The 16,506-nt window shown below is 63.1% G+C and carries 15 protein-coding genes and 1 pseudogene; 5 read left to right on the forward strand and 11 right to left on the reverse strand.

The features are described from left to right. The 7 genes from OC184_RS16670 to OC184_RS16700 form a co-directional block, all read right to left on the reverse strand. On the reverse strand, positions 1–1,312 hold a 1,312-nt coding region (locus tag OC184_RS16670; protein WP_265508292.1), incomplete at its 3' end, for a tyrosine-type recombinase/integrase. 474 nt (positions 1,313–1,786) lie between these two features. After that, positions 1,787–2,596, reverse strand: a complete 810-nt coding sequence (locus OC184_RS16675; RefSeq protein ID WP_322630222.1) for an NAD(P)-dependent oxidoreductase — start codon at positions 2,594–2,596, stop codon at positions 1,787–1,789. 139 nt (positions 2,597–2,735) lie between these two features. Then, a complete protein-coding gene (locus OC184_RS16680; protein ID WP_265508293.1) occupies positions 2,736–4,250 on the reverse strand; it encodes an aldehyde dehydrogenase (NADP(+)) in 1,515 nt (504 codons plus the stop codon). A 12-nt stretch (positions 4,251–4,262) separates the two neighbouring features. Then, positions 4,263–5,783 carry a tripartite tricarboxylate transporter permease gene (locus tag OC184_RS16685; protein ID WP_265508294.1) on the reverse strand — a complete coding sequence of 507 codons (1,521 nt, stop codon included), beginning with the start codon at positions 5,781–5,783 and terminating at the stop codon, positions 4,263–4,265. A 1-nt stretch (position 5,784) separates the two neighbouring features. After that, complete coding sequence (locus OC184_RS16690) at positions 5,785–6,261, reverse strand: tripartite tricarboxylate transporter TctB family protein (protein WP_265508295.1); 477 nt, start codon at positions 6,259–6,261, stop codon at positions 5,785–5,787. A 67-nt stretch (positions 6,262–6,328) separates the two neighbouring features. Then, positions 6,329–7,327 (reverse strand): tripartite tricarboxylate transporter substrate binding protein, encoded by a 999-nt coding sequence (locus OC184_RS16695; RefSeq protein ID WP_265508296.1) that lies wholly within the window; start codon positions 7,325–7,327, stop codon positions 6,329–6,331. A 40-nt stretch (positions 7,328–7,367) separates the two neighbouring features. Next, on the reverse strand, positions 7,368–8,303 hold the full coding sequence (locus OC184_RS16700) for a beta/alpha barrel domain-containing protein (protein ID WP_265508297.1): 936 nt from the start codon (positions 8,301–8,303) through the stop codon (positions 7,368–7,370). Between the two features lie 114 nt (positions 8,304–8,417). On the opposite strand from OC184_RS16700, the pseudogene OC184_RS20540 reads away from it, so the two are divergent. From OC184_RS20540 to choX, 4 genes and pseudogenes are all read left to right on the forward strand, one after another. Further along, a pseudogene (locus OC184_RS20540) lies at positions 8,418–8,693 on the forward strand (Gfo/Idh/MocA family protein); the annotation flags it as partial. A 15-nt stretch (positions 8,694–8,708) separates the two neighbouring features. Then, positions 8,709–9,413 carry a Gfo/Idh/MocA family protein gene (locus tag OC184_RS16710; RefSeq protein ID WP_265508299.1) on the forward strand — a complete coding sequence of 235 codons (705 nt, stop codon included), beginning with the start codon at positions 8,709–8,711 and terminating at the stop codon, positions 9,411–9,413. A gap of 15 nt (positions 9,414–9,428) precedes the next feature. Beyond that, entirely contained in the window at positions 9,429–10,133 is a 705-nt protein-coding gene (locus OC184_RS16715; protein WP_265508300.1) for a FadR/GntR family transcriptional regulator, read from the forward strand. A gap of 278 nt (positions 10,134–10,411) precedes the next feature. Then, entirely contained in the window at positions 10,412–11,464 is a 1,053-nt protein-coding gene (gene choX / locus OC184_RS16720; RefSeq protein WP_322630221.1) for a choline ABC transporter substrate-binding protein, read from the forward strand. On the opposite strand, the gene OC184_RS16725 is transcribed toward choX, so the two are convergent. From OC184_RS16725 to OC184_RS16735, 3 genes are read right to left on the reverse strand one after another with little or no spacing between them, the layout of a single operon-like run. After that, positions 11,453–12,421 (reverse strand): GlxA family transcriptional regulator, encoded by a 969-nt coding sequence (locus tag OC184_RS16725; RefSeq protein ID WP_265508301.1) that lies wholly within the window; start codon positions 12,419–12,421, stop codon positions 11,453–11,455. The two genes, choX and OC184_RS16725, sit on opposite strands and share 12 nt — an antisense overlap. A 36-nt stretch (positions 12,422–12,457) precedes the next feature. Continuing rightward, positions 12,458–13,891 (reverse strand): carnitine 3-dehydrogenase, encoded by a 1,434-nt coding sequence (locus tag OC184_RS16730; protein ID WP_265508302.1) that lies wholly within the window; start codon positions 13,889–13,891, stop codon positions 12,458–12,460. Further along, the gene (locus OC184_RS16735) at positions 13,888–14,811 is read right to left on the reverse strand and encodes a BKACE family enzyme (RefSeq protein ID WP_265508303.1); all 924 of its coding nucleotides are present in this window, start codon (positions 14,809–14,811) and stop codon (positions 13,888–13,890) included. The genes OC184_RS16730 and OC184_RS16735 overlap by 4 nt, the downstream gene beginning before the upstream one ends. A 101-nt stretch (positions 14,812–14,912) precedes the next feature. Between OC184_RS16735 and OC184_RS16740 the strand changes: the two genes are divergently transcribed. Beyond that, positions 14,913–15,884 carry a GlxA family transcriptional regulator gene (locus tag OC184_RS16740; protein ID WP_265508304.1) on the forward strand — a complete coding sequence of 324 codons (972 nt, stop codon included), beginning with the start codon at positions 14,913–14,915 and terminating at the stop codon, positions 15,882–15,884. A gap of 383 nt (positions 15,885–16,267) precedes the next feature. Here the strand turns inward: OC184_RS16740 and OC184_RS16745 are convergent. Next, on the reverse strand, positions 16,268–16,506 hold a 239-nt coding region (locus OC184_RS16745), incomplete at its 5' end, for an EamA family transporter (RefSeq protein ID WP_265508305.1).

Consider the following 16,506-nt stretch of genomic DNA (forward strand, 5'->3'; position numbering starts at 1 on the left):
AGTCCGCATCGCCATCCTCAACCGCTTCACCGCACTCGGCATTCCCGTCACGCAGCCCGTCGGCTGACTTCAGACGGGAAAGGGGAAATCTGATCTTCAAACGCTTCATGCAACAGCGCCCATTCTGTAGTCTTAACAAGCTGAACCCCTTGCCATACCCTTCACTAACCCCCTGCGACTTCCAGCCGCCGATCTGCTCCCGTACATCCTTTGGCACCCCCGCGTCCCTCAGGCGGTCCACAAGCGTATGCCTGAAGCTGTGAAGGCCCTGACCCTCCTTTGCTAGTTTGTTCTCCTTGAGCCACTTGTTGAGTGCTGCTGAGGCTGAGTTCGGGTTGAACGCTGCCCCCGCCTTCTTGGGCTGAAAGACAGGAAACAGGTTGTCACCCTCAGTCGTCATGGCCCGTTGAGCAACCCAAAGGGCCTCCCCCACCAGAGGCACCTTCCGCTCCGACTGAGCGTTCTTCAGTCGCCGGTTCTCGTTGGGACGGATCAGGATGTGGGGAACATCGCCGGTCAGGTTGACCTCATCCTTCCGCAGCCCAACAACCTCCGCCTGCCGTGCTCCGGTATCAGACAACATTGCGATGGCCCAGCGCCTCTGGTCGTCCATCTCCCGGCAGCGTTGTTGAATGGCCTCCAGTTCCTCCTGTGTGTACGGGAGGCGCTCATGGGGCTTCTCAGGGCCGCTCCCAGCGATGGTCAGGCTCTCGAAGGGGTTGGAAATGCCCAGTTCGAACTCCCTGATCCCCGTGTCGAGGACAGGCTTGATCTGGTACACGTACTTGGAGATCGTGTCGGAGGTTATGCCTCTGGCCCGGAGCTTCTCAACGAACTGGTTGGCGTGTTCCCTGCGAATGTCCTTCAGGAGAGCGTCCCCAGTGATGCCCAAGAGCATAGCCCAAGCCCGGTCGTACTGCTGCTGGGCAGTCTTGTTCCTCGGCCCCTTGCCAAGATCGATGTGCTTCTCCTGAGCGTCGCTCAAGGTCCGGGGGATGGCTTTGCCCATCAAAAGATCAAGCGTCAGGCTGTCCTGAGCGGTGGGTGTCGGACGATGATCGCCCTGCTCGTAGGGACCGCCTCTGAGCGCCTCAATGAAGTCACTGATGGTGGGGTCTTCTGGGTACCGCAGGGCATCCCCCGGCCTCAGCCCAGCGGCTTCCAGACGACCTTGTGCAGCCCGTGGATCGACTGCCTCGCAGGTACTGCCGTTCAGGTAGTTGCCCCACAAAGCATCCTGCCTCCGGGCATGTTCATTGGCCCGCTTCGCCGCCTCCAACTGGTCGCCCGTCTTAAGTGAGAAGAACAGCACCGATTGCGGCTTGCCCTTGGCGTCCCTGTGCAGTCCTTAACAACCCACAGCCACACGGCGGCGGAAGTACCAGACGTTGCCCTTCTTCTGGATGTATTTGGCAGACAAGCGGAAAGCCCCTAACCGAACAGCAAGACTACGGTGTGCCACCTTATGTGTCACCTTGTGGATGCCAGTCCTTCGCACAGCATATTGTTTTCAGTGAAGAAGACGAATGTCTTTGGCGGAGGGAATGGGTCTGCCGTCGAACCTTCTCTGCGTGTCTTGCGCGCACAGGAAGCTCACCCCATAGCTAAGGCGGCTACAGCATCAAGACGCTACACGGGAGGGAGGTGGGTAGACCCTGGTTTGTCCATCAGCGTCGCGTTGTGGAGCAAACAGGCCGAAGGTGGCGCTTTTTCCTCCGCGTTACGGCAGCTCCCATGTTCTAGCTATGGATCAGTAACGCGTCCTGAATGCGGTTCCGGTGGCCCATCAGCCTAATTGCAACTGAACCTCGCTCAATAGGGGACTACCGCTGAAATACGCGTCAAGGTTATCGATCATCAGGGCCGCCATCGCGTCCCGCGTTTCGACCGTGGCCGAAGCCTGGTGCGGCGAAAGGGTGACGTTTGGCAGCGAGGTCAGGCGCGGGTCCGGGTTCGGTTCGGTCGCAAAGACATCAAGTGCGGCTGCGCCCAAGCGTCCCTCTGTCAGCGCGGCGATCATTGCAGCCTCGTCGATGACAGATCCGCGGGCGACATTGACCAGCAGACCCTCGGGGCCGAGAGCGTCGATAACCGCAGGCGAAATCAACTCGCGGCTCCCTTCGCCCCCTGCCACGATGACAATCAGAATGTCGCTGCTCCGCGCCAACTCCTCCAAATCTCCGACTTGTGGCCAAGTAAGCTGTTTCGGGCTGCGGTTCCAATAGGCAACCTCCAAGCCAAGCACCTGGGCCAGTTCCGCCACCTTTCGACCGATGGTCCCCATCCCGACGATGCCCAACCTGCGACCGCGATGCCCCCGGCCGAGCGGGAAATCTCCCTGCTGCGCCCAATGCCCGTCGCGCACCCAAACATCCGCCGCGACTAAGCGCCGCCACCCGGCCAGCGCCAGCAATAGCGCCACGTCGGCAACCTCCTGTGCCAAGGCGGGTGACGCATTCGTCAGCCGGACCTTGCGGCGGGCGAGAGCTTTGATATCAAAAGCGTCGTAGCCGGCTGATGAGCAGCAAACGATTTCGAGCGCGGGCAGGTGGGCGAGAAGCGCCTCGTCGATCGGCGCATGACCATTGGCGACGATGGCGCGAAGCGCGGGACTATGCTCGCAAGCATGGCCTGCGGATCACTCGCCTCATCTAGCCGATGCAGGACATAGCCGTCCTCGAGGCGCCGAAGGGCAGCTTCGCGCGTAGAACTAAGCATCAGGACATGCGGCTTCATCATGCAAAGTCCTTTGGCATGAGGGCGTCGGGGAGGTTCTGGTAGCAGACCGGGCGCAGGAAGCGGCGGATCGACAGCGTGCCGACGGAGGTTGCGCCGAAGTTGGTGCTGGCGGGGTACGGGCCGCCATGGACCATCGCGTCGGCCACCTCGACGCCGGTGGGGAAGCCATTGGCCAGCACGCGGCCGGCCATGCGCTCCAGCACCGGCAAGAGGCGGCGGCCCAGATCGGTGTCGCCGTCGTCCAGCTGCAGCGTCGTCGTCAGCTGGCCGGCAAAGCTGCGGGCGACCTCTTCCATCTGCGCGGCGTCGGCCACGCGGATGATCAGGCCCAGGGGGCCGAAGACCTCCTCGGACAGCTCGTGGTTCTCCAGCCAGTCGGCGGCCGAGACCTCGAAGAGATAGGGTGCCGCGTGGCGCGCCTCGCAGGAGGTGCTGACCAGCGAGCGCACGCCCTTGCCCGCGCCGACGCGCGCCGCGCCGCTGCGATAGGCATCCGCCATGCCGTCGGTCAGCATCACCTGCGGCGCCGAGGCCTGCAGCGCCTCGGTCGCGGCAGCGGCGAAGGCGTCGGCATCCGGGCCGTCGATGACCACGGCAATGCCGGGATTGGTGCAGAACTGTCCCGCGCCCATGGTCAGACTGGCGGCCCAGCCCGTGCCGATCTCGGCCCCCCGGGCCGCGGCGGCGGAAGGCAGCACGAACATTGGGTTGACCGAACCCAGTTCGCCGAAGAAGGGGATCGGCTCGGGCCGGTTGGCGCAAAGGTTGTAAAGCGCGCGGCCCCCGCCCAGGGACCCGGTGAAGCCCACCGCCTTAATGCGCGGGTCGGTGACCACCGCCTCACCCACGTCGCGCTTGCCGCCCTGGACCAGGCTGAAGATGCCCGGGTCCATGCCAAGCCGCGACAGCGCCGCAACAATGGCGTCGCCGACGATCTCTCCGGTGCCGGGATGGGCGCTGTGGCCCTTGACCACGACCGTGCAGCCGGCGGCCAGCGCCGCGGCCGTGTCGCCGCCCGCGACCGAGAACGCCAGCGGGAAGTTCGAGGCGCCGAAGACCGCCACAGGGCCGATCGGGCGCTGCATCATCCGCAGGTCGGGGCGCGGCAGCGGCTGGCGGTCGGGCAGCGCCTTGTCATGGCGGCGGTCCAGGTAGTCGCCCTTGCGGATATGCTCGGCAAAGAGCCGCAGCTGGCCGGTGGTGCGGCCGCGCTCGCCCTGCATGCGCGCCTCGGGCAGGCCGGTCTCGGCGTGGCCCACGGCGGTGATCGCGTCGCCGCGCGCGTCGATCTCCTCGGCAATGGCCTCCAGCAGCGCCGCGCGCTCCTCGCACGTGGTGGCGGCAAAGCCCTCAAAGGCGGCATGGGCGGCGGCACAGGCCTGCGCCACCAGCTCCGGGTTGCCGGCCGAGAACTCGTGCGACTGCCCCGTCGCCGGAGCCGAGGAAAATCGACCCTCGCTCCGGATCCTCTCCCCCCCGATCAGGTGGTCGCCATGCGGAGTATGCGTCATCTCAGCGTCCTTTCAGGTGGGTCGGACGGATGCGCGGCGTGTCCGCAGACGCCGCAGCGCACCCATAAGAGCAAGGCTCCAGATCAGCAGCACGCAGATCCCCAAGGCAGCGGCGATGGGCCTGTCGAAGAAGGCACCAAGTTCGCCACCGGACTTGATCATCGAAGTCATGAACATCCGTTCGAACATAGGGCCCAGCACCAGTCCCAAGATGATGGGCGCCACGGGAAAGCCGTTCTCTTCCAGCAGCCAACCCAGAAGGCCGATCGCAAGCATGATGACAATTCCGAAGACCGAGTTCGTCATCGCGAACGAGCCAACGATGCAGAAGCTGAGGACGATCGGCAAAAGCACCCGCGGCGGAACCCGCAGGACCTGCCGCGCGGCCTTTACCGCTGCCCAGCCAAGCGGTACCATCATCAGAGTCGTCAGGATGAAGATCATGAAGACGGCATAGATCAGCTGCGGGTTCTGGATGAATACGGTCGGACCTGGGTTCAGACCCTTCATGTACAGAACGCCGATGACGATCGCGGTGACGCTGTCGCCGGGGATTCCGAAGACAAGCGCCGGGATCCACGCACCGCCAACCGCTGCGTTATTGGCGGCAGACGCATCGACAAGCCCCTCAACATGTCCTTCACCATATTTCTCAGGCGTCTTTGAAGAGCGCTTCGAAACAGCATAGGCCATCCAAGCCGCGATATCTGCACCCGCGCCGGGCAGCGCCCCTATCAGCGTGCCCATCAGTGATCCGCGCGCGATGTTTTTCGGATGGTGCCGGATTACTCCGCCGACGCCACGAAACAGCGGTCCATCGTTGCGAGGCATCGGGGCTGGCGGGATGGAGCGGTTTAGTCGTATGACTCCGCGCAGGACCTCAGCCAGCGCGAAAAGACCGATCATGGCGGGAATAAATTCGACCCCCGCCATCAGGTCCACTTGGCCTAGGGTGAAGCGTGGCACGCCCGTTGTTGGGTCCAGTCCAACCGTCGCCAGTGCAAGGCCGATCAGCAGCGCGATCCCGGCCTTCAGCGGATCGGCCGAGGCGATGAAGATCGCGCAGGACAGCCCTAGCGCAGCCAGCCAGAAGTACTCGTAGGACGTGAAGCGCAGCGCGAACTCTGCCAGCAGCGGGGCGGCCGCGATCAAGACGGCGACGCCGAACAGCCCGCCGATGCAGGACACCAGCAGGTTAGTCCCAAGCGCGAGGTTCAGCTTTCCCTTCATGGACAGCCGGTAGCTGTCTTCAACGTAGGCGGCCGAGGCGGGCGTGCCGGGGATACGCAACAGCGCGCCGGGAATGTCGCCTGCGAAGATCGCCATTCCGCTGGCCGATACAATGGCTGCAAGCGCCGGGATCGGCTCCATGAAGAAGGTCATCGGCACCAGAAGGGCCGTGGCCATGGTCGCCGTCAGGCCTGGCATGGCGCCCACGAACATGCCGAAGGCACCCGCCAGCAACGCGGTGATCAGGACCCGCGGCTCGAACACCAGCGCGGCGGCTTGAAAAAGGACGTCTGCGAAATTCATGTCAAAGCACTCTGTCCAGAAGCCCGCGCGGCAGCGGAACGCGCAGAAGCCCCGCGAACAGCCACCAGCAGGCGAAGCTTGTGCCGACCGCCAGGGCCGCCGCCGCCCAAAGGCGCAAGCGCAGCACCAGGAACAGGACCAGCAGCCCAGCGGCCGAGACGGGGATGAAGCCAAGCCACGGCGCGAGCCATATCTGCGCAAGGATGTTGCCCAGGACCGCTAGCAGCGCAGGCATACCGCCGGCGCGCAAATCCGGCACCAGATGCAACCAAGCGCCTCCATCCGCGTGGCGACGCGCCATCACGTCACGAAGAACCAGAAGCGTGCCGCCCAGGATCAAACCGGCGGCGAGGATTGAGGGCAGCAGCGCCGCGCCATAGGGCTGCCCCCCGAACGACGGAAACTGTGCCGCCTGCCAGAGCATGAACAGCCCCAGCAACATCAGCAGCACGCCCGACAAGGCGTCGGTCAACTTCATGGGCCCCTCCCCTGGCAGTGCGGGCGGGCAAGGCCGACAGGCCACGCCCGCCCGACATGTTGCGCTTCTAGCCTTGGACCAGGCCGGCGGCGGCCATCGTCTCGGCCATCTGCGCATCGGCTTCCGCCATCATCTGCGCATGGGCAACAGGGTCGAGGTAAGCGATGTTGAAGCCACGGCTGTTCATGAATTCCACGAACTCGGGATCCTCCGCGATTTCGGCCAAAGCCGTGGAGATCGTGAGAGCGACATCCTCCGGCAGGTCCTTGGGGCCGGCGACGCCGCGCCAAGTCGCCAGCGCGAATTCGCCACCGCCCGCCTCGGCCAAGGTCGGTAGATCGGGGTGGCTTGCAGTCCGCTCAGTTCCCATCAATGCCAGGTTCGTGGCGCGGCCCGCATCGACCATCGCCTTTGTTTCGGCCAGCGAAACCGTAACAATGTCGACGCCGCCTGCAATCAGGTCCTGCATGGCCGGGGCTGAGCCTTCCGATGGCACCCATGTCACGTGGTCAGGCTGAAGCCCCAGGGCCTGCAGCCAGCCCACCAACGCCAAGTGCCAGATCCCGCCTTGGGCCGTTCCCGAAGCCTTAAAGGTACCAGGCTCCGAGGCACGGATCGCCTCGGTCAGGCTGGCAATGTCCTTGTATTCGCTGTCGCTCGACACGGTGACGGCCGGGCTGTCAGCATTCATCAAGCCGAGCGGGGTGTAATCTGCAGGTGTTAGTTGCGTCAGGCCCATGTGGTGCATCATCGCGATCTCCACGGTGACGATGCCCAGCGTGTACCCGTCCGCAGGCGCCGTCGCGATGGCGGAATGGCCGATGACCCCTGCCCCGCCGGTGCGGTTCACCACATTAACCGGCTGGCCCAGCTTGCGCTCAAGCAGCGCCGAGATCATCCGCGCCGTTGCATCGGTACCGCCGCCCGCTCCCCAGGGCACCAGCATCGTCAGCGGCCGCGACGGGTAGTCCGCAGCCCAAGCCGCAGCGGGCAGAAGCCCCAGAGCGGACAAGGCCGCCGCGCTTTTCAACAGGCGGCGGCGGGTCGGTTTGGCAAAGTTGGTCATCTTTTCCTCCCAGATGATGATGCCCGTTCGGGCGACGTTATCAGGCGGCCTTGGCCGCCCTGAAGTCCTTCTCGGCCGCCAGCAGATCGCGGGCGGCAGCGGCAACACGGTCGCGGTCCGCTTGCGCAATCGGAGTCATCGGCGGCAGGATCGGGCCCATGTCTGCCAACCCCGACAGGCCGAGCGCGTCGTGCAGCACGCGGATCTCGTTGATCGAGCCGCGCAGATCCTCCAGCGCACGCATCGGCTGCAGCAGGCGTTCGGCCTCGTCCCGGTTGCCGCGCTTCAGCGCTTCCAGCAGCGCCATGGACATGGCGGGCGCGATGCAGACGCAGCCCGCAGTATAGCCTGCCAATCCATCTTCCAGCATGTGGGAAATCGCCGGCGGCTCACCAAAGCCTGAGATGACCCGGTCGGCACCAATCGCGGCGATGATGTCGCGAAGGTATGGGTCGACCTCGCCTGGCTGGCGCGGCACAGCATACTTGACCCCAAAGACGACACCCTCGGCCAGCAGATCGCTCAGCAGTGCGGCAGGAATGTAGCCGTCTGTCTTGATGTAGACCAGCAGTTGCACGCCGCACCCTGCGTGGAAGCGGCGCAACGCGACCCCCATGCCGTCATGCGTCAGCGGCGCCCCCATCGGCACCAGCAGCGCGACCGGGAATCGCCGCGACTTCAGCACCGCCGCCTGGTCCATCAGCTTCCCGGCATCCGGACCGACCGAGGGTAAGAGCCATGTGTCGTCGGATGCCATGGCCGCCAACCGGTCCAGCCAGTCGGCGTAAACCGAAACCGGCCAGTGCTGCGCCAGCGCATTGCCGCCATAGAGCACCGTCGTCACGCCACCATTGCGCAGGTGCTGCAGCATGGCCGCATTAGCGGCATCCGCGAACTGGCCGTCGGTCGTACAGGCCAATGGTGGAACCGCCATGACCGAGGCGGCAAGATCCGAAGGGGTAACGCTGTGACGCATGGCACCTGTCCTTTCAACTTAGTCAAAATCGGTAATGCTAAAATAGTCATTGGTCAATAGTTGTAAAATTTGCTCGAAAGAGATAATCCGTTCGGCGAGCAACAGGAGGATACGATGCAGGACCTGACGATTGCTGTCGCGGGAGCTGGCGCCATCAGCGAGTTTCACCTCAAGGGCTGGCAGGCACAGCAGGCCGTAACGCTTGCCGCTATCTGCGATCCCGACCGTGCGCGGGCCGAGGCTCAGGCGGAGCGCTTTGGCATCCCAGCGGTCTTTGCCGACATGGGCGAGATGCTTGCAGCAACGCAACCGGATGCTGTCGACATCATCACGCCCGTTGGCAGCCACGCGCCGCTCGTCCGGCAGGCCGCCGACATGGGCGTGCACGTAATGTGCCAGAAGCCGATGACTCCCACCGTCGCCGAGGCCGAGGCGCTGATTGCCGATGTGGGCGAGCGGGTGCGCTTCATGGTTCATGAAAACTATCGCTTCAGGCCACATTATGCTGAACTGGCGCGCCGCATCCATGCGGGCGAGGTCGGGCGGCTCCGCCATGCGCGGCTGACGGTACGATCGTCTTCGCTGCTGGACTATCCGGGCAAGGTGCCGTTCCTGCTAGGCCGGCAGCCTTACCTGGCAGACTTCAAGCGCCTTTTGGTCTTCGAGGTCCTGATCCACCACCTGGATGCCCTGCGGTCGATCTTGGGAGAGATGACAGTCGCCACCGCCCGGCTGGACCGCATGAATCGTGACCTAAAGGGCGAGGATGTGGCGCTGGTGCAGTTGGAAAGTGCAGACGGCGCGCTGGTTCAGATCGACGCCAACATCTCGGCCCCCGGCCACCCGCCGCTGCCGACCGACCGACTGGAACTGCTGGGCGAAACGGACACACTGATCTATGATCGCGACCGAATTACTTTGCTGTCGCAGCCTGACAACGTGTCGCTGCATGACCTGACCGCAAACTACCAAGCCTGCTTTACCGGCGCGATCACCGATTTCGTAGAGGGCCTGCGCAGCGGAGAGTCGTTCCGGACCGACCGGCTGGACAACCTGCGCACGCTACGGCTTATGGAAGATATCTATCGCACGGCCGGTGTTGCCATCTAGGAAAGGAGCCTCCGCTTGACCGATCCGCGACCGTCCCTGTCCGATCAGGTCTACGACCGGCTGCTGACGCAGATCGTCGAGGACAGCTACCCGCTGCACAGCCGCCTGCCCTCCGAGGCAATGCTGGCGCAAAGTTGTGGCGTATCGCGGCCGGTCCTGCGCGAAGCGCTGGCGCGACTGCGAGACGATGGAATCATCACCTCCCGTCGGGGGTCGGGCAACTATGTGGCCCGGCGCCCGGACCGGCAGGTGATGAGCTTTGTACCGCTGGGCTCCATCACAGACATCCAGCGCTGCTATGAATTCCGCGTCGATGTCGAAGGCGCAGCCGCGGCCTGGGCCGCCCGCCGCCGCAACGAAGCTGACCTTCTGGCACTCGACGCGGCCTTCAACCACATGGACCAGACTTACGCAGAAAAAGAACTCGGAGCCGACGCTGACCAGATGCTGCATCTGGCCATCGCCCGTGCCACAAAGAACCCCTTTTTCCAAGCGACGCTAGAGTCGCTTGGTCAACAGATAGGGTTCGGGATGCGACTCTCGCGCTCGCTCACCCTGCTGGGAGCCCCTGGGCGTCAGGAGATGGTACAGGCTGAGCACTCTGCCGTGATCGAGGCAATCCGTGCGCAGGACGCCGATGCCGCCGCCTCTGCAATGCGCAGGCACATCGCGGCGGCACGTGACCGCATGTTTGTGGGTGCACCCGACGATACTGCATGATGTCAGCAGGTTCGCCATAGTCGTTGGATTGATGCGGTGGGAATAGTCCCAGTCATTCCTCATTTCGTGACAAAATTCCGGAGCGCGCACTCATAACATGCCGGTGCGCACCTTTCCATTTTCCGAGGCATCCCAAAGTGCCCACCTGCTAGGGCCATGGCAATAGTCGGAAGGATGCTTCTTGGCATACTCCGCAGCACCGCAGGTACTAGGAAGGAGGTTTCCGTGCTGCTTGCATGACCGAAAACCTGTAACGAATTCTCTCCACGCTGCGCGTATTGGCAAAGACCGTTCGTATTCAGCCAATCGCTTTTATACGTCGGAGTTATCATCTCCGAGATGGCCAGGTGCTGGAACTGGTTTGGCCAACCCAACTACGGAGGGAAAAAATGATGAAGCGCAAGTTCGCCGCCATACTCCTCGGCTCGATCGCCGTCTTGCCGCAGGCGCATGCGGCGGAGCCTGAGGAATGCCACACCCCGAGCTTTTCGGACGTGGGCTGGACGGACATCACTGCGACCACTGCGACTGCCACTCTCATCCTGGAGGCTCTCGGCTATTCCCCCGAGACCCAGATCCTGTCGGTTGCCGTGACCTTCGAGTCGCTCAAGCAGCGCGACACCGACGTCTTCTTGGGCAACTGGATGCCGCTGCAGGAGCCGATCCAGAAGCCCATGGTCGAAGCTGGCGAGATCGAGGTCGTTCGCGCGAACCTTGAAGGCGCATTGATCGGGTTCGCGGTTCCAGCCAGCACCTACGAGGCCGGCCTAAAAACCTATGCCGACATTGCAAACTTCGAGGACCAGCTGGGTGGCCAGATCTTCGGGATTGAAGCTGGCAGCAGCGCCAATACAACCATCCTGAAGATGATCGAGGAAAACAGCTTTGACCTGGCGAACTTTGAGCTGGTCGAATCCAGCGAACAGGGGATGCTGGCACAAGTACAGCGTGCGATCGGTTCGGATAATGCCATCCTGTTCTTTGGCTGGCGCCCGCATCCGATGAACGTGCGCTACGACCTTGAATACCTGACCGCCGGCAACGATGTGTTTGGACCGAGTGACGGCGAGGCGACGGTCCTGACCGTAACGCGCGCGGGCTTGTCCGAGGACTGTCCGAACCTTGGCAACTTCCTGTCCAACTTGGCATTCACCGTCGAAGCCGAGGACATGATGATGGCCTATATCCTTGATGAGGGCATGCAATCGCGTGATGCGGCAGAACGCTGGCTGAAGGAAAATCCCTCCGTGCTGGACGGCTGGCTTCAGAACGTCACCACGGTGGATGGCCAGCCGGGCTTACCCACTGTCAGGTCCGCCCTAGGTCTTTGATTTTCGTCTGGCGGCGGAGGGCGGATGCCCAAACCGCCGCCGGAATGCCCGCGACAATGACGAGATGGATGAGAAGCCGGTTCGAACGGCAATGTCAGCCATGGGCAAGTCAGTGTCTGTGACTAGCCGTCTTGCGGACTGGAGGCGCAGCGACAGGTAATAGGCCGCCGGTGAGGACTGAGCCACTTCGCGAAACAACACTTCCAGCGTGCGGACGGAGCAATCCACGCGTGTCGCGATGTCACGGATCTTGACCGGGCTGTCCAGGTTTTCCTCCATGATCTGTATGGTCTGCGCCAGGCGCCGGTCGAGCCCAATGCTGCGCCCAAGTGATACCAGCGGCTGAGCATCCGACGGCAACCGGACTTCGTCGTAGATATACAAGCTGGCGACATTCACCGCTGCGCCGAAGCCCTGACGCGCACGGATCAACGCCAGCATGAAGTCGAGGGCCGGGGCGGCACCGCCCGTTGTAAAGATAGGCCCGTCCACGACCCAGCGGTCGGGGATCACGTGAGTCTGAGGAAATTTTGCAGCGAAGTCCTCCAGATCCTCCCAGTGGGTCGTCGCCTTGCGCTGGTCAAGCAGCCCTGCCATCGCCAGCACCCAGCTGCCGGCTTCGATCCCGCCGACCATGCGCGTACTCTGCGCGGCCCGCCTTACGGCCGCCAGCAAGGCAGCCGAGGCATGGCGTGCCACATTGAACGCGGCCACGACCACCAGAAGGTCGCCTCCCTCATGTGGGGCGAACCGTCCGTCGACCTGCAACGCCAGTCCGCAGCTCGTGGTGACGGATCTGCCGTCGGCGGAGACAACCTGCCAGAGATAGGGCTGCTGGCCCGAGATCCTGTTCGCCGCCCGCATCGGGTCCAGTGTGGCCGCTACGCTCATCAGCGAAGCTTCCGGCAGAACCAGAATTGTCACCTTCAGGGGCTGGTTAGACGGCCGGAAGACCATTCCTGACCCTTTGCGATGCGAAATCAGCGAGCAGGCCTATCCCGACCCGCCGGGGCGCTGGCCCACAGAACGTCCCGCACCTTCGGCAGGCATATCCGCGTGACGGGCCACCCAGTTGGAAAGCGCCTCCGCTATGGGCGTCCGGGGTTCGCTCGCACGGCGGGTGGACAGGTCCGTATGCAGCAGCATCGTTTCGACCGTGGCGGCCAAATTGACCGGGCCGCGCCAAAGGCGGTGGAACAGATGCATCCGTTTTCCCTGTCCTGCAAGCACCTGCGTCGTGACGGTCAGCGTGTCGCCAGCACGAACCTCGTCCAGATAGCGCAGATGATTTTCGACGGTGAAGTAGCTTCGTCCTGACGCCACATATGCGGCATCGGCACCGATCAACTCCATGAACCGGTCGGTCGCCTGCGAGGCGGCCTCCAAGTAATGCGCTTCGTTCATGTGGCCGTTGTAGTCGGTCCAGCTGACAGGAACCTGCCGCGTCGCCGTGATCGGCAACCCCTTCCGTTCTCCTGGATCGGGAAGGCTTGCCTCGTGCGTACGCACGACTCCTCCTGCGCCGCTGTTCGTCCGGCGCAATGCGCGGATCATCCCGACCACATTGTCATCCCGCAGCCGTTCAAGTTCCCGGATCGACATGTGCCCCGACTGCGCGTCCGACTGCGAGGCGATGAGATCGACCAATTCCTCGTTGAACTCTGGAACATCCATCAGCTTCGTCCAGGGCCAGGACAGTGCTGGGCCGAACTGTGCCATGAAATGCGCCATCCCCGCCTCGCCGCCCGCAATGCGATAGGTCTCGAACAAGCCCATCTGCGCCCAGCGTATCCCGAAGCCCATGCGGATGGACTCGTCGATCTCCTCGGTGGTCGCGATACCGTCCTTCACCAACCACAGTGCCTCGCGCCACACGGCCTCCAGCAGGCGGTCGGCGATATGAGCGTCGATTTCTTTCCGGATCGTCAGCGGATACATCCCGATATTCCGGAGGATTGCTGCTGCATCGGCGCAAGTCGCCGCGTCTCCGACCAACTCTACCAGCGGAAGCAGATAGACCGGGTTGAACGGGTGGGCCACGATGGCGCATGTACCGGCCGCGTTCAGCTCGGACGGCTTGAACCCCGAGGTCGAGGATCCGATGATCGCCTGCGGACCGGCCGCCGCCTGGATGGCTGGCAGAATGCGGTGCTTCAGTTCCAGCGTCTCAGGAATGCTCTCCTGCACCCAATCTGCGCCTACGACAGCCTCCGCGATATCGGAAACGAAGCTTAGCCGCCCCTCTGGCGGCAGGCCCCGGTCATAAAGCGCGGGAAGCGCGCGACGAGCATTTGCCAGCACCTCTGTTATTTTTCGCTCCGCCTGCGGATCGGGGTCCGAAACCGCCACATCCCATCCGTTCAGCAGAAAGCGCGCAGCCCAGCCCCCGCCGATGACTCCGCCGCCAATTATTGCTGCCTTACTCATGCCGCCGCCCCTTCCGGCGCGCGCTTGACCAGTCCCAGCCGTTCGCGCACGGCCTGTGGTCCGATAACGCGAGCGCCCATGTTTTCAATAATTGTCGCCGCGCGTTCGACAAGCTGAGCGTTCGTCGCCAGTTGCCCCTTTCCCAGCCACAGGTTGTCTTCCAGGCCCACCCGGACATTGCCGCCTGCAAGCACTGCCGCAGCCACATAGGGCATCTGGTCACGCCCAAGACTGAACGCAGACCAGCACCATTCGGCGGGCACCGCGTTTACCATGGCCATGAACGTATTCAGATCATTCGGCGCTCCCCAGGGAACGCCCATGCAAAGCTGTACCAGGGCCGGACCGGCCAGCGTGCCTTCGCGGACAAGCTCCTTGGCGAACCAAAGATGGCCGGTGTCAAAAGCCTCGATCTCCGGCCTGACGCCCAGTTCCGTCATGGTACCGCCCATGGCCCGCAACATGCCCGGCGTATTGGTCATGACATAATCCGCCTCGGCAAAGTTCATCGTGCCGCAATCCAGCGTGCAGATCTCGGGCAGGCACTCCGCGACATGTGCCATGCGCTCCGCGGCGCCGATCATGTCGGTTCCCGAGGCGTTGACCGGAAAGGGCGCGTCCGTCGGGCCGAAGACAATGTCACCCCCCATACCAGCCGTCAGGTTCAGCACCATGTCCACCTCGGCATCGCGGATCCGGTCCGTCACCTCGCGGTAGAGGTCCAGCCTGCGTGAGGGTTTACCAGTCCCCGGGTCCCTCACATGGCAGTGGACGACAGCCGCTCCGGCCTTTGCCGCGGCTATGGCGCTGTCGGCGATCTGCTGCGGGCTCCGTGGGACATGTGAAGAACGGTCCTGCGTTGCGCCCGAGCCGGTGACGGCGCAGGTGATGAAGACCTCTTTGTTCATGGAAAGCGGCATGATCGGCTCCTAGACTGACTGCCGTCGATGCTAGCGGTTTCAACGTAGCGCCTCTTGTCGTATTCTGCCGTTTCTTTGTCCAAACGTGCCAGTGTTTCGTCATGCGCATTGCCATCCTGCTGTTCGACGGGTTCTCGAACATGGTCCTGTCCTGCCTGCTGGAACCGCTGCGTGCTGTCCGTGACCAGGGGCGCAGTGACATCTCCTGGCACATCATCACGGCGGATGAAGGGCCGGTGCGCTCCTCCAGCGGGCTATTGGTTGCCTCGGACGGGGATACAAGCGGTTCGTACGACCTCCTGATCGTCGTGGCGGGATATGGTTACCGCGACCACGCAGCGGCAGCCGCCCTGCGCCAGGTCTCAGCGCTGTCTCGGCGCAGCGCCTTGGTTATCGGGGCGGATACAGGTCCATGGTTGCTGGCGGCGCTCGGCATGTTGTCGTCAAAAAGAGCGACACTGCACTGGTCCCTGCTGTCAGAGTTCGCCGAAGCATTCCCCGACGTGCAGGTCGAGCCCGCTTCCCATGTGTCAGAGGGGAAAGTTTGGACTTGCGGCGGTGCCTCCGGAGCATTGAACCTGATGCTGGCCTTCATCACGGACAGATACGGGCAGGCGAATGCCTTCATCGCTTCATCGATGTTCCTGCACGATGCCGCGCGTCCGCAGGCCCGGATCGATAGCGGGCCGCGGCAGTTGACGGGGACGGGGACAGCACGGTTACGGCAGGTGATCGGCATGATGGCCGAGACACTCGAAGATCCCCCTTCGTTGCCGCAGTTGGCGGGCCGATGCGGGCTGTCGCTTAGAAAGCTGGACCGCCTGTTCCGCACCGAAGTCGGAATGCCGCCAGGCCGGTATTTCCAGATGCTGCGCCTATCGCGTGCGCAGGAACTGGCAAATACCACCGGTCTCGGCTTGCGTGAGATCGCCCTGCAATGTGGATTTGCCGATGCCCCCGCCCTGAGCAAAGCGTTTCGCCGTGCTTATGGCTGTTCCATCCGGCAGACCCGTGCATATGCCCGTTCAACTAAGGCAGTAAAGGGTCGAGGGCAGCGGGAGATAGCAGAATGAGCGGGCGAGACAGCCACAACCGCGGAACTTCCTAGCGAAAACAGCAAGCTCCTGCGCTTTTAAGTCCTCCTAACGCAGTTTGTGTTTGGTGGACTCTGTCCCGCAAGCTCTCCGTCTTAGCAAAAATCAAGGACGCGTACTGCGGGCGTACACGTGCGCGTTCGGGGCAGAGGATCGCGGCTAAGCACTATCTTCAAGTTGAACATCCTACAAAAGCCGCACGTGAATGTTACGCACCTACTTGATCTCAGATGCGCACCTCCAATTCGGTTCAGAACCTCTACATCATGTAAATCCCAGCGGGAGCCGCTGAACCGGCAGAAAGCTCATGTTGGACCTATTAGCAGGCGGCCATCAGGATGAGCGTCCACGGCCACCGGCGGTTAGAGCATCAAGACTATCATCACGACAGAGACCGCCAACAGTAACATGCCAAGAACGTCAATGATCCGCAGCCTCTCGCGGAAGACAATCACCGAAGCAAGGATCGAGAACAGCAGTTCGACCTGCCCCAAGCTGCGAACATAGGCGGCATTCTGCAATGCAAAGGCAGTAAACCACCCCAGACTGCCGAGCACCCCCGTGACTCCGACGGGCAGCACCGTGCGCCATCTGACCGCGA

Source organism: Paracoccus rhizosphaerae, from assembly GCF_026162645.1.
Lineage (GTDB): Bacteria > Pseudomonadota > Alphaproteobacteria > Rhodobacterales > Rhodobacteraceae > Paracoccus > Paracoccus rhizosphaerae.

What these genes read in the sequence shown, in the direction of transcription:
- OC184_RS16680 (WP_265508293.1), bottom strand. Translation starts at nt 4,250, where the DNA reads ATGACGCATACTCCGCATGGCGACCACCTGATCGGGGGGGAGAGGATC.
- OC184_RS16685 (WP_265508294.1), bottom strand. Translation starts at nt 5,783, where the DNA reads ATGAATTTCGCAGACGTCCTTTTTCAAGCCGCCGCGCTGGTGTTCGAG.
- OC184_RS16690 (WP_265508295.1), bottom strand. Translation starts at nt 6,261, where the DNA reads ATGAAGTTGACCGACGCCTTGTCGGGCGTGCTGCTGATGTTGCTGGGG.
- OC184_RS16695 (WP_265508296.1), bottom strand. Translation starts at nt 7,327, where the DNA reads ATGACCAACTTTGCCAAACCGACCCGCCGCCGCCTGTTGAAAAGCGCG.
- OC184_RS16700 (WP_265508297.1), bottom strand. Translation starts at nt 8,303, where the DNA reads ATGCGTCACAGCGTTACCCCTTCGGATCTTGCCGCCTCGGTCATGGCG.
- OC184_RS16710 (WP_265508299.1), top strand. Translation starts at nt 8,709, where the DNA reads ATGACTCCCACCGTCGCCGAGGCCGAGGCGCTGATTGCCGATGTGGGC.
- OC184_RS16725 (WP_265508301.1), bottom strand. Translation starts at nt 12,421, where the DNA reads ATGGTCTTCCGGCCGTCTAACCAGCCCCTGAAGGTGACAATTCTGGTT.
- OC184_RS16730 (WP_265508302.1), bottom strand. Translation starts at nt 13,891, where the DNA reads ATGAGTAAGGCAGCAATAATTGGCGGCGGAGTCATCGGCGGGGGCTGG.
- OC184_RS16735 (WP_265508303.1), bottom strand. Translation starts at nt 14,811, where the DNA reads ATGCCGCTTTCCATGAACAAAGAGGTCTTCATCACCTGCGCCGTCACC.
- OC184_RS16740 (WP_265508304.1), top strand. Translation starts at nt 14,913, where the DNA reads ATGCGCATTGCCATCCTGCTGTTCGACGGGTTCTCGAACATGGTCCTG.